A 12743-nucleotide genomic window follows, 5' to 3' on the forward strand; every position below is an offset into this window, starting at 1 on the left:
CTATCCCTCAGTTGCGGTCCGCTGCCGCACGTAAAATCTTCATACCCGATGCCACATAGGGCGCAAGCGCCGCTTCATCCGCATCATATTCGACAGCCATGACACCAACATCGTCCAGAGGAACGACATCATGAGCGGCAACCGTACCCAGCTTGTCGCTGGTGATGGCAAGCGCCACCGTCCGACTGCGTCCGGCAATCACCCGTTTGAATTCCGCATCGTCCAGATGCAGCGCCGTCACGCCGATTTCGGCAGCAATACCGCACGCACCCAAAACGCAAAGATCAGGGCGCAACAGCTCTGCATCACGCAAAGCGCGTGCACCAACGGCAGCGCTGACCCGCCGGTCGATGGGGCCGCCGATCATGATCAGTTCGACCTCCGGTGAACCCATGAGAATTGCGGCAATGGACGGCGTATTGGTGACGACAGTGATGGCCTCGCCGCGCTCGACCAGAAGCCGCGCCAGCGCCGTATTCACCGAAGACGCATCGAGAAATACCGTCATGCCGGGCTTGACCAGTCCGGCCAATACTGCGGCCAGTGCGGCCTTGGCCTGGGGGCGTTCTGAATCCCGTTCGGCAAGCGGGGATGGCTCAGGCACGGCACGCAACGCGCCACCATAGACACGCCTGCAAAGTCCCGCCGCCGCCATCTCGCGCAGATCACGCCGGATCGTATCCTCGGACACGCCGAAGCTTTCAGCCAGTTCAGTCGCCAGCACACGGCCCGACTGTTGTAGCAGTTCCTGAATGCGCGCCTGTCTTTCGTGAAGCAGAAGCTCTGTCACCATCGTCTCCCTCAACATGCATAATCATGCATAAATAGGCAAAAACATGCATATCAGATTTTGGGAGTGCTGCAAGCGCAAACAAAATGCCGCGCCTTTTGACGGGCACGGCGTTTTCAATATCGGTGGTCCGAGGAATAGGCTTCCCTTTCCCTCATCCTGAGGAGCCGTTGAAAACGGCGTCTCGAAGGGCGAGAGAAACGCAAAGCGCCTGCCCTCGTCCTTCGACAGGCTCAGGATGAGGGGGAAGCGCAGTGCGCACGGAGCCTGAAATCATCCCGCTCCGGCTGAAGCCAAAACTATTCCGAATAGACGACCAAGAGATCCTTCGCGTCGATCTGTTCACCGGGGCGCACCAGCACTTCGGCAATGGTGCCGTCGCGCTCGGCATGGATGGCCGTTTCCATCTTCATCGCTTCGATGGAGAGTAGCACATCGCCCTGCGAAACCTTCTGGCCCGTTGCAACGGCAACCGTGGAGACAACACCCGGCATCGGCGCACCGACTTGGCGGTCGTTTCCGGCATCCACCTTGCGACGGACACCGCCGGAAGCGCCCTTGGCGCGGTTCGGCACCTTGATACGACGTGGCTGGCCATTCAGCTCGAAGAACACGGTCACCATGCCCTTCTCGTCGGTCTCGCTCATCGCCTGATTGACGATCACCAGCGTCTTGCCGCGTTCCAGATCGACGAAGACTTCTTCTTCCGGCTTCAGGCCGTAGAAATAGACTGGCGTCGGCAGAACGCTCGTCGGACCATAGGTTTCCTGCGCGGACGCATAATCGGTGAAGACCTTCGGATACATCAACGCCGATGCGAATTCCTGATCGGAAATCTTGCGATCGACCGTCTCCTCGACCCCTTCACGTTCGGCATTGAGATCGGCAGGTTCGAGCAACGCGCCGGGACGTGCGATGAACGGCTCTTCACCTTTCAGAATTTTCTTCTGCAGCGCCTTCGGCCATCCCGATGGCGGCTGACCGAGATCGCCGCGCATCATCGACACCACGGAATCCGGGAAAGCAATATCCTTTGCCGGATTTTCGACGTCGGCGACGGTCAGATCCTGGCTGACCATCATCAGCGCCATGTCGCCCACAACCTTGGAGGATGGCGTGACCTTGACGATATCGCCGAACATGCGGTTCACATCGGCATAAGACTGCGCCACTTCATGCCAGCGGGTTTCAAGTCCGAGCGAACGGGCCTGCTCCTTCAGATTGGTGAACTGACCACCCGGCATTTCATGCAGATAGACTTCCGAAGCCGGTCCCTTGAGATCGCTTTCGAAGGCGGCATATTGATTGCGCACGGCTTCCCAATAGAAGGAGATACGGCGGATCGAATCCGGGTCGAGCCCCGGATCACGCTCGGTTCCGTGCAGTGCCTCGACGATGGAACCGAGGCAAGGCTGCGATGTGTTGCCGGACAGCGCATCCATCGCCGCATCGACCACATCCACGCCCGCATCGATTGCCGCAAGCACGGTCGCCGCCGAAATGCCCGACGTATCATGCGTATGGAAATGGATCGGCAGATCGGTTTCCTCGCGCAGCGCCTTGAACAGAACGCGCGCCGCGGCAGGTTTCAAAAGCCCCGCCATATCCTTGACGGCGATGATATGCGCGCCTGCCTTTTCGACCTCTTTCGCCAGATTGACGTAATATTTGAGATCATATTTGGCGCGCTCCGGATTGAGGATATCACCGGTGTAGCAGATCGCCGCTTCACAGAGCTTGTTTTCCTCCAGCACCGCATCCATCGATACGCGCATGTTCTCGACCCAGTTGAGACTGTCGAAAACGCGGAACAGATCGATACCGCCGCGTGCCGCCTCGCGCACAAAATACTTCACGACATTGTCGGGATAGGATTTGTAACCGACACCGTTCGCACCACGCAAAAGCATCTGCAGGAGAAGGTTCGGCGCAGCTTCACGCACCAGTGCCAGACGCTCCCACGGGTCTTCGGTGAGGAAGCGCATCGAAACGTCGAAAGTCGCGCCGCCCCAGCATTCCAGCGAGAACAGGTTCGGCAGTGCCTGCGCGTAAGAATTGGCGATGCGGGCGATGTCGTAAGTGCGCATACGCGTCGCCAGAAGCGACTGATGACCGTCACGCATGGTCGTATCGGTAATCAGCGCACGCTTTTCATTGCGTACCCATTCCGCGAACTTCTTCGGCCCGAGCTGATCAAGACGCTGCTTCGTTCCATCGGCAACCGGTCTCTCTTTGCCAAGACCGTCGCCGAACCACGGCACACGTGGCTTGGCGGCATCCTTAGCCGGCTTAGCCCGCCCCTTGGTCTCGGGATGGCCATTGACAGTCACATCGGCAATATAGGTCAAAAGCTTGGTGGCGCGATCCTGTCGCTTCACCTGCTCGAACAATTCCGGCGTCGTGTCGATGAAGCGGGTCGTGTAGTCGTTGGCCTGAAACTTCGGATGATTGATGATCGCTTCGAGGAAGGTCAGGTTCGTCGCAACACCGCGAATACGGAACTCGCGCAGTGCGCGATCCATACGGCGGATGGCTTCCAGCGGCGTCGCGCCCGAAGCAGTGACCTTCACCAGCAAAGGATCGTAATAGCGCGTGATGAACGCGCCCGAATAGGCCGTGCCGCCATCAAGACGAATGCCGAAGCCCGATGCCGAGCGATAGGCCTGAATGCGGCCGTAATCGGGAATGAAATTCTGTTCAGGGTCTTCCGTGGTAATACGGCACTGAAGCGCATGGCCGTTGAGGCGAATGTCCTCCTGACGCGGCACGCCCGATTCCGGTGTGCCGATGGCAAAGCCTTCCAGAATATGGATCTGCGCCTTGACGATATCGATGCCGGTCACCTGTTCGGTAACCGTGTGTTCGACCTGAATGCGCGGATTGACCTCGATGAAATAGAACTTGCCGCTATCCACATCCATCAGGAATTCAACGGTACCCGCGCCGATATAATCGGTGGCATGGGCGATCTTCAGACCATAATCCGCAAGCTCCTGACGCTGTCCGTCGTTGAGATAAGGCGCTGGCGCACGCTCCACAACTTTCTGGTTACGTCGCTGGATCGAGCAGTCACGCTCGAAAAGATGAACCGCATTGCCATGCGTATCACCCAATATCTGCACTTCGACGTGTCGCGCACGCTCGATGAGCTTTTCAAGATAAACTTCATCCTTGCCGAATGCAGCCTTGGCCTCGCGCTTGGCTTCCGTCACTTCGCGAGCGAGATGAGCCTCGGCGCGGATGGCACGCATGCCGCGACCGCCACCGCCCCAGCTCGCCTTCAGCATAAGCGGATAGCCGATTTCTGCCGCAAGCTTCTTCACTTCCTCCATATCGTCAGGAAGCGGATCGGTGGCCGGAACCACCGGCACCCCGATTTCAATAGCAAGATTGCGTGCCGCGACCTTGTTGCCGAGACGGCGCATGGTCTCCGCCTTCGGACCGATGAAGATGATATCGTTCTCGGCACAGGCCTCGGCAAATTCCGGGCTTTCCGACAAAAGGCCGTAGCCGGGATGGATCGCATCGGCACCCGAAAGCTTGGCGACGCGAATAATCTCATCGATGGAAAGATAGCTTTCAATCGGACCAAGATCGCGATCCAGATGTGGGCCGCGCCCAACCTGATAGCTTTCATCGGCCTTGAAGCGGTGCAGGGAAAGTTTGTCTTCCTCAGCCCATATGGCCACCGTTTTGAGTCCCAGCTCATTGGCGGCGCGGAATACGCGGATTGCGATTTCAGATCGGTTGGCGACCAGAATTTTCCGGATAGGCTTTGGGGCGAAAGACAAGGCAGATCTCCCTAACTGCTATGACAAAGGCGCCATTGCTTAACCTGCAAAAGTCACAAGCGCAAACAAACTGTGCAACCGGGAGATAAAAACAAAATGCCCGGCTAAACGCCGGGCAGATTGATGAATTTTGTAGCAGTTTATGCTAATATATGAGGCACAAAAGTGGTTCCTATCTTAACCCAATCATTGGAACCGCTCTATGCATTCGCTTTCACACATTATCCGACGCAAAACCGCTTCGCACTTTTGCTGGAAATGCTCCGTTACTTCTGGAAGTAATTATACTTTCCATCTTCACCCTTGCGCCATTCGAACATGACATAAGGCGAAAGGCTCGGATCACCCTTCGTATCGAAGGAGATGTCGCCGAGCACGGTCTTGAACGGACCCTTTTCCTTCATCGCGGTCGCAACTTCCTGCGGATCGTTGCTGCCAGAAGCATTGGCGGCATTCACCAGCGACTGCACACCGGCATAAGCGTAGAAGGTGTAGGCTTCCGGCTCAAATCCCTTGTCGCGGAACGCCTTGATGAGTTCGGCATTCGCCTTGTCGTCACGCGGATCGGGACCGAAGGTATTCATGACGCCGCCCACAGCATCACCGGCAATCGAGGCCAGTTCGTTGGACACGATGCCATCGCCCGAAATGAACTGTGCCTTGAGGCCCTGATCAGCCATCTGACGGATGAGCAGACCTGCTTCCGGATGCATACCGCCCCAGTAAACCGCCGTGATGCCAGCGGCCTTCATCTTGGAGATGAGCGCGGAGAAATCCTTGTCGCCCTGGTTCACGCCTTCGTAGAGCGCTTCCTTCATGCCGTTCGCATTGAGTGATTTCTTGGTTTCATCGGCAAGGCCCTGACCGTAAGGGGTCTTGTCGTGAAGGATGGCAACTTTGCCGTCCTTGTAGTTGTCGGCCATATATTTGCCGGCAACGATACCCTGCTGGTCATCGCGACGGCAGGTACGGAAGGTGTTCCACAGTTCACGTTCGGTGAAGGTCGGGTTGGTGGTGCCCGGTGCAATCATCAGCACGCCGTTTTCAGCGTAGATGTCCGAAGTCGGAATGCTGACGCCGGAATTGAAGTGGCCGATCACGAACTGGACGCCATCGCCAACGAACTTGTTTGCAACCGAAATGCCCTGCTTCGGGTCGGCGGCGTCGTCGCCATAGACGATGGTGATCTGTTCGCCGTTCATGCCGCCCTTGGCATTGGCTTCTGCAACAGCCGCTTCGACACCACGCTTGATCTGCTCGCCGAAAGCTGCCTGGCTGCCGGTCAACGGTGCACCGACGCCGAGCTGGATGTCGGCAAAGGATACGCCGCCCATCGCAACCAGTGCGGAAAGGCAAACGCCACAGAATAAGGATTTCTTCATTTCAGTTGCTCCCACTAAAACGTACCCGAAAACTTGAAACGGTTTCCGGAATACGCGTCAAAATAGTCATTCAGAGCGGCGATCTGACTGGATCAGATGACCGCCATTCTTGCGGGCATGAACAGCGATGCTAAAGCCGCCGCGCAATACCTGATATTCGAATGGGAGTGTACGTCAGCCCTAGGAACGCAATTCGGGCTTGAAACTGCGCCGCGTTGAAACCGGTCCTCCCACCAGAACGCGAGACCAGATATAGAGAATCGCCCTATATCCAGCCGTCGAACTAGATACAATCACGTTGAATATTGAAGTAAAGTAATGATTTCGTCTAAGTCGTGCTTTTTTCGCATGACTTTATGCGGAGCGGAAACGTTGAAACGAAAATGCCCGGCTTCAAGCCGGGCATTTCCTTTATTCGCGAAAGAATGGAAGCGAAACTTACTGCTGAATGTAAGTAAATTTCCCGTCGGCACCCTTTTCCCACTTGTACATGACGTAGCCAGGAAGCTTCGGATCGCCCTTTTCATCATAGGAGAGGTCGCCGAGCACGGTCTTGAACGGACCCTTTTCCTTGAGCGCCTTGGCGATTTCCTGCGGATCGTTGCTGCCGGCTGCCTTTGCGGCCTGAGCCAGCGACTGAACAGCCGCATAGGAATAAAGCGTGTAGGCTTCCGGTTCAAAGCCCGCATCGCGGAACTTCTTCACCAGATCGGCATTGTTCGGGTTGTTGCGCGGATCAGGACCGAAGGTGTTCAGCGTACCTTCGACAGCTGGACCTGCAATCGATGCCAACTCGTTCGACACGATGCCATCGCCCGAGATGAACTGGGCTTTCAGACCCTGATCGGCCATCTGACGAATAATGAGACCGGCTTCCGGATGCAGACCGCCCCAGTAAACCACATTCACGCCAGCCTGCTTGAGCTTGGCGATCAGAGCGGAGAAGTCCTTTTCACCAACGTTCACGCCTTCGTAGACGGCTTCCTTGGTACCAAGTTCGTTGAGCTTCTTCTTGGTTTCGTCGGCAAGGCCCTGACCGTAAGGGGTCTTGTCGTGAATGACGGCGATCTTCGCGTCCTTGAAATGGTCGAAGATATACTGACCGGCAACGATGCCCTGCTGGTCATCACGGCCGCAGGTACGGAACGTGTTCCAGAGCTGGCGCTCGGTGTAGACCGGATTGGTCGCAGCAGGCGAGATTTCGAGAATGCCGTTTTCGGCATAGACTTCCGAAGCCGGGATCGAAACGCCGGAGTTGAAGTGACCGATGACATATTTCACGCCGTCGGCAGCAAACTTGTTGGCAACGGAAATGCCCTGCTTCGGATCCGAAACGTCATCGCCGAGCGAGATCGAAATTTTCTCGCCATTGATGCCGCCCGCATCGTTGACTTCCTTGATCGCGGCTTCCGCGCCCTTCTGGATCTGTGCGCCGTAAACGGCGTTTGGACCCGTCAAAGGTGCACCGATACCCAGAACTACATCAGCCCAAGCCGAGCCCCCGAAAGCCATAACTGCTGCAAGAGCAACGCCTGCGAAAAGCGATTTCTTCATTGTTGGAACTCCCATCATTGTATTTACCCCGAAACGATGTTTTGCATCGCCTTATTTTCTTGCTGATTACTCAGCAATATCTACGCTGAATCTTATTACTGTCAACGTGATCTTGTAAAAAAGCTTCGCCGCATGACGGCGAAGCTTTGAAATTATTTTGCCTTCCAGCTGAGAGGCGAAGCTTTTTCATAAAGCCAGCTATATTGCCTCACCATTTGCTTGGTACGGGTGAAGCGGAAGCCAACCGTGCCGATGATCATCAGCACGATCGTATCCACCAGATAGTAGTGGAACGAAAGAAGCGTTCCCTCAAACAGCGCGAAGTGAATGAAGCGCACCGCAGCTCCGAGCGGGATCAGATAGAGCAGAAGCTGCGGATAAGTGCGCCACGTCGATGCACAGGCACGCCCCGTCATCCAGGCGGCCCAGCCGCCCAGCAGACAGGTGATGAGGAAAAACAACCCAAATGACGGTTCTTCGTAGAGAATACCCTGCATGATTTCCTCCTAGTGCCTTCCGCCTTCGAGATAAGCAGCGCGGACTTCCGGATCAGCCAGCAACTCGCGGCCAGCGCCGCTCATAGTGATTGAGCCGTTGACCATCACATAACCGCGGTCAGCAAGCTTGAGCGCGCCGAATGCGTTCTGCTCGACGAGAAACACTGTCAGCCCCTGCGTGCGGTTCAGTTCCTTGATCGCCTCGAAAATCTGCTTCACGATCAGCGGCGCCAGACCGAGCGACGGTTCATCCAGAAGCAGAAGCTTCGGACGCGCCATCAGTGCGCGGGCGATAGCCAGCATCTGCTGTTCGCCGCCTGAAAGCGTGCCACCACGCTGGTTGATGCGCTCCTTCAGTCGCGGGAACAGATCGAACATCAGCTTCACGTCTTCTTCGAAGTATTGCTGATGATCGAGGCTTGCCCCCATCTGGAGATTCTCCAGAACCGTCATGCGCGGAAAGATGCGACGGCCTTCCGGCGACTGCGCGATGCGAAGCTTGGCAATCTCGTGCGGCGGCATGGAAGTGATATCCTTGCCGTTGAAGAGAATGCGGCCGGTACGCGCCTTCGGCGAGCCGAAGATCGTCATCATGAGCGTCGACTTGCCGGCGCCATTGGCACCGATCAGCGCCACGATTTCGCCCTCGTCCACACTCAGGTCAATGCCCTTCAGGGCGCAAATATTGCCGTAATAGGTCTCGACCTTCTCGACGGCGAGAAGCGGTTGCTTTTTCTGCATGGTTTCAGCCTGCATCATTCGCCTCCCTTCTTAGGCTTGGCCGGAGCTTTTGTAGGAGCTTTTGTAGGCGCTTTCGCCGAAGCTTTCGTCGGCGTTTTGGCACTTTTGGCAGCCCCACTCTTGCCAGCCTTTACGGGAGCAGTCTTATGGCTTGACGGAACATCGCCCGCTTCAACGCGCTCGGAAAACTCGGTCGCCTGACCGGCGGCGAGCTGTCTGGCCTGCCCGACCCAGTCTTCGCGCGCGATGCGCCCGTCGAATTCCAGATAGGTTTCAGCCTCCACGATATCTGCCTCGCTCCAGGCGGCGATCTGGTCGAAATGAAAGATACCGTGTTCGTGGAGCTTCTTTTCGTTGACTGCGCCAATGCCCTTGATGAGGGTCAGGTTGTCGGCCTTGCCATCACGTGCTGACGACAGACCGCCTGCGAGGGAAGCGCGTCCGGACGGTGCTTCGCCCTTCTCTTCAGCGATTTCTTCCTCGATGGCTTCCTCGGCAAGTTGGGCCGCAACCAGATGCGCCGGATCGACAACACCCGGCTTGTCCGCCTCTTCGATCAGCTCGGCAATCTCTTCGTCATCGACGCCGAGATAGGCGGCAATAACACGCGGATCGTTCTTGACTGCTTCCGGCGCGCCGTCGGAAATCTTGGTGCCATATTCCAGCACGATCACGTGGTCGGAGATTTCCATGACCACCGACATGTCGTGTTCGATCAGCAGGATCGAGGTGCCGGTTTCCTTGCGGATATCGAGCAGGAGCTTGTTCAGCTCTGCCGATTCACGCGGATTGAGACCGGCCGCCGGTTCGTCGAGACAGAGGATTTCCGGCTCGGTGCACATAGCGCGGGCGATTTCCAGGCGGCGCTGATCGCCATAGGGAAGATCGCCTGCCGGATCGTCCGCACGATCGATCAGGTTGATTTTCTCCAGCCAGTAGCGGGCCTTTTCGATCGCCTCCTTGGCTGCCGACTTATAGCCGGGCAGACCGAGAAGGCCGAGGATCGTGTACCCGGAAGAGCGCATCAGCGTGTTGTGCTGAGCGACCAGAAGATTTTCCAGAACAGTGAGACCCGAGAACAGGCGAATGTTCTGGAAGGTACGCGCCACCTTTGCCTGCTTGGTGATCCGGAAATCGGGCAAGCGCTCCAGCAGGAGCTTTTCGCCCGTCTTCCGGTTCATTGTCAGCATGCCGCCCGTCGGCTTGTAGAAGCCGGTGATGCAGTTGAAGACCGTGGTCTTGCCTGCACCATTCGGGCCGATGATCGCCGTGATATCCCCACGCTTCACATTGAAGCTCAGATCGTTGATGGCGACAAGACCGCCGAAGCGCATCGAGAGATGCTCGACCTGAAGGATGGTGTCTTTTTCAATGTTGCCGGACGCAGTGCCAGACATAGTGCTTATCTCCGCCATCAGCCGTGCCCTTCCTTGGTAAAGGCACCCGACACCATCTTCTTCTCATGCAGGAAGGCACTCGGTTCTCGACTTCCGACGAAACCGCGCGGCTTCCAGACCATGACGACAACCATGGCGAGGCCGAAGATCAGCATACGATAAAGTTCCGGTGTAAAATCCGGGCCGAAAATAGCCTTCAGGAAGCTCATTTCACGCAGGATTTCCGTACCGCCGATCATGGCGATCGCGGCAATCGCGATACCGACCAGCGAGCCCATGCCGCCCAGAACGACGATGGCGAGAATGACGGCCGATTCGAGGAACACGAAGGATTCCGGGCTGACAAAGCCCTGGCGTGCCGCAAAGAAGGAACCTGCAAAACCACCGAACATCGCACCCGTGGCGAAGGCCGTGAGCTTGGTCGTGGTGGTGTTGATGCCGAGCGAACGGCAGGCGATTTCATCTTCGCGCAACGCTTCCCACGCGCGGCCAACCGGCATGCGACGCAGACGGATGGTGACCCAGGCCGTCAGCAGAGCCAGCAGAAGAATGACGTAATAGAGGAAGAACTTGTAATGCGCCGCCGAGAAAGTGAGGCCGAAATACGCAGCAAAGCCGTCCTTGCTGGCATTGAAAGGCAGGCCGAAGAAGGTTGCCTTGGCAATACCGGAAACGCCGAAGGTCCCGCGGGTGACATCGGTCCAGTTGATGAGAACCAGACGGATGATTTCACCGAAGGCCAGCGTCACGATGGCAAGATAGTCGCCGCGCAGGCGCAGAACCGGAAAGCCCAGAATGACGCCCCAGGTCGCAGCAAGAATGCCAGCGATTGGCAGCAACATCCAGAAGGACAGGCCGAAATAAGTCGACAGCAACGCGTAGGAATAGGCTCCGACGGCGTAGAATGCGACGTACCCCAGATCGAGAAGACCGGCGAGGCCCACGACGATATTGAGGCCCCAGGCCAGCATCACATAGATCAGGATCTGGACGCCGAAATTATCGACCCATTTGAGAGATCCCTGCCAGCCTAGAAAGCCGACAATCAGGATCGGATAGACGAAGAGGAACACGACGCCAAGACGCGAGAAGTTGCGGCGCACGAAAGACGGGCTTTCGACTGCAACTGTCGTCTGCTTGCTCTTGGCAAGCTTGCGCGCTTCCAGCCAGGGCTGGGCGAAGGCAACGAACAGGAAGCGGCCAACCGCAGCCAGCGCGACCATGACAGCCAGCGTGCCCCAGCGCTGAACGAGCACCAGTTCATTGTTGATGTTCTGATCGGTCTTGAAACCGATGATGAGGCAGAAGAGGCCCAGTGCCAGAAGACCGGCGAGGAACCCTTCACGAATGGCCCGGCCAAAAAGGGAATCCGGGCGTGAACTCGACTGTGCAGCCATGATTAAACCTTTTCGACTTCAGGTCGGCCAAGAATGCCGGACGGCATGAAGATCAGCACGATGGCGAGGATCGAAAACGCAGCGACGTCCTTGTAGTCGATCGAGAAATACGCCGACCACAATGCCTCGATGAGACCGATGAGCAAGCCACCGACCACAGCCCCGGGAAGCGATCCGATGCCACCCAGAACAGCCGCCGTGAATGCCTTGACGCCAGGAATAAATCCGTCGGCAAAGGAAATCACGCCATAGAAGGAAAGGTAGAGCGTACCGGCAACCGCCGCGAGCATCGCACCCATCACGAAGGTGAGCGAGATAACGCGATCGACATTGATGCCGAGAAGCGCCGCCATCTTGCGATCCTGCTCACAGGCACGCTGCGCGCGCCCCAGCGAGGTGCGATTGACGATATACCAGAAGATCGTCAGCAGCACGGCTGTCACCACGATGACAACGACCTGCTTCAGCGAAATCGTCACATTGGTTCCCAGGATATTGTAGGAACCGTTCAGCAGTTGAGGCACCGGCTTGTTACGCGGGCCCTGCGTCACCTGAACGAAGTTGGACAAGGCAATCGACATGCCGATAGCCGTGATCAACGGTGCGAGACGGAACGAACCACGCAGCGGCCTGTAGGCCACGCGCTCCATCGTCCAGCTCCACAACCCCGTCAGCAACATGGCGACGATCATCATCAGGAGAAGCATCAGCGCGATTGGCAATGCTCCAATGAAGGTTGTGATCATAAGAAAAACAATCAGCGCCATGAAGGCGCCGAGCATGAAGACATCGCCATGAGCAAAGTTGATCATACCGATAATGCCATAGACCATCGTGTAGCCGATGGCGATCAGGCCATAGATCGAGCCGAGCGCGAGCCCGTTGATCACCTGCTGGAAGAAATATTCCATCGAGAAGCCACCCATTTTACCGCCCGGGACTTTTTTGACGCATCTTTATTTCGTGCGCTTCATTTTATTCCCGGCCATTTACACCTAACGGCTGTATAGAGGAATGCAACCCCCTTTTGTCTCAGACAAAAGACTAAGGGTATCATCCTTCTACAAACTAGTTATGTCCCCTACTAAACGTCCTGTATATGTTTTTTTCTCCTACCCAGGACGTCTTATTCCACACTTTCTACACGGCCCGAAAGCCAAAAAATTGGGAGGCGGCGCTAAAAACGCCGACCGT

At 56.7% G+C, this 12743-nt stretch carries 9 protein-coding genes; all 9 read right to left on the bottom strand.

The window, feature by feature from the left end; all coding sequences use genetic code 11:
• Positions 1-7: 7 nt before the first annotated feature.
• The gene (locus tag CQZ93_RS11805; protein ID WP_105542718.1) at positions 8-793 is read right to left on the bottom strand and encodes a DeoR/GlpR family DNA-binding transcription regulator; all 786 of its coding nucleotides are present in this window, start codon (positions 791-793) and stop codon (positions 8-10) included.
• A gap of 296 nt (positions 794-1089) precedes the next feature.
• Complete coding sequence (gene pyc, locus CQZ93_RS11810; protein WP_105542719.1) at positions 1090-4581, bottom strand: pyruvate carboxylase; 3492 nt, start codon at positions 4579-4581, stop codon at positions 1090-1092.
• 266 nt (positions 4582-4847) lie between these two features.
• On the bottom strand, positions 4848-5963 hold the full coding sequence (locus tag CQZ93_RS11815; RefSeq protein WP_105542720.1) for a branched-chain amino acid ABC transporter substrate-binding protein: 1116 nt from the start codon (positions 5961-5963) through the stop codon (positions 4848-4850).
• Positions 5964-6401: 438 nt separating this feature from the next.
• A complete protein-coding gene (locus CQZ93_RS11820) occupies positions 6402-7517 on the bottom strand; it encodes a branched-chain amino acid ABC transporter substrate-binding protein (RefSeq protein ID WP_105542721.1) in 1116 nt (371 codons plus the stop codon).
• A 152-nt stretch (positions 7518-7669) separates the two neighbouring features.
• On the bottom strand, positions 7670-8014 hold the full coding sequence (locus tag CQZ93_RS11825) for a DUF6867 family protein (RefSeq protein WP_105542722.1): 345 nt from the start codon (positions 8012-8014) through the stop codon (positions 7670-7672).
• Positions 8015-8023: 9 nt separating this feature from the next.
• Positions 8024-8770: an ABC transporter ATP-binding protein gene (locus tag CQZ93_RS11830; RefSeq protein ID WP_105542723.1), complete on the bottom strand. Its 747-nt coding sequence runs from the start codon at positions 8768-8770 to the stop codon at positions 8024-8026.
• On the bottom strand, positions 8770-10170 hold the full coding sequence (locus tag CQZ93_RS11835) for an ATP-binding cassette domain-containing protein (protein ID WP_105542724.1): 1401 nt from the start codon (positions 10168-10170) through the stop codon (positions 8770-8772). Before CQZ93_RS11835 ends, CQZ93_RS11830 begins: the two co-directional genes overlap by 1 nt.
• Positions 10170-11549: a high-affinity branched-chain amino acid ABC transporter permease LivM gene (livM, locus tag CQZ93_RS11840; RefSeq protein ID WP_105542725.1), complete on the bottom strand. Its 1380-nt coding sequence runs from the start codon at positions 11547-11549 to the stop codon at positions 10170-10172. The genes CQZ93_RS11835 and livM overlap by 1 nt, the downstream gene beginning before the upstream one ends.
• A 2-nt stretch (positions 11550-11551) precedes the next feature.
• Positions 11552-12460: a branched-chain amino acid ABC transporter permease gene (locus tag CQZ93_RS11845; protein ID WP_105543286.1), complete on the bottom strand. Its 909-nt coding sequence runs from the start codon at positions 12458-12460 to the stop codon at positions 11552-11554.
• Positions 12461-12743: the final 283 nt, after the last annotated feature.

The sequence above is a fragment of the Ochrobactrum vermis genome (genome assembly GCF_002975205.1).
Classification (GTDB): Bacteria; Pseudomonadota; Alphaproteobacteria; order Rhizobiales; family Rhizobiaceae; genus Brucella; species Brucella vermis.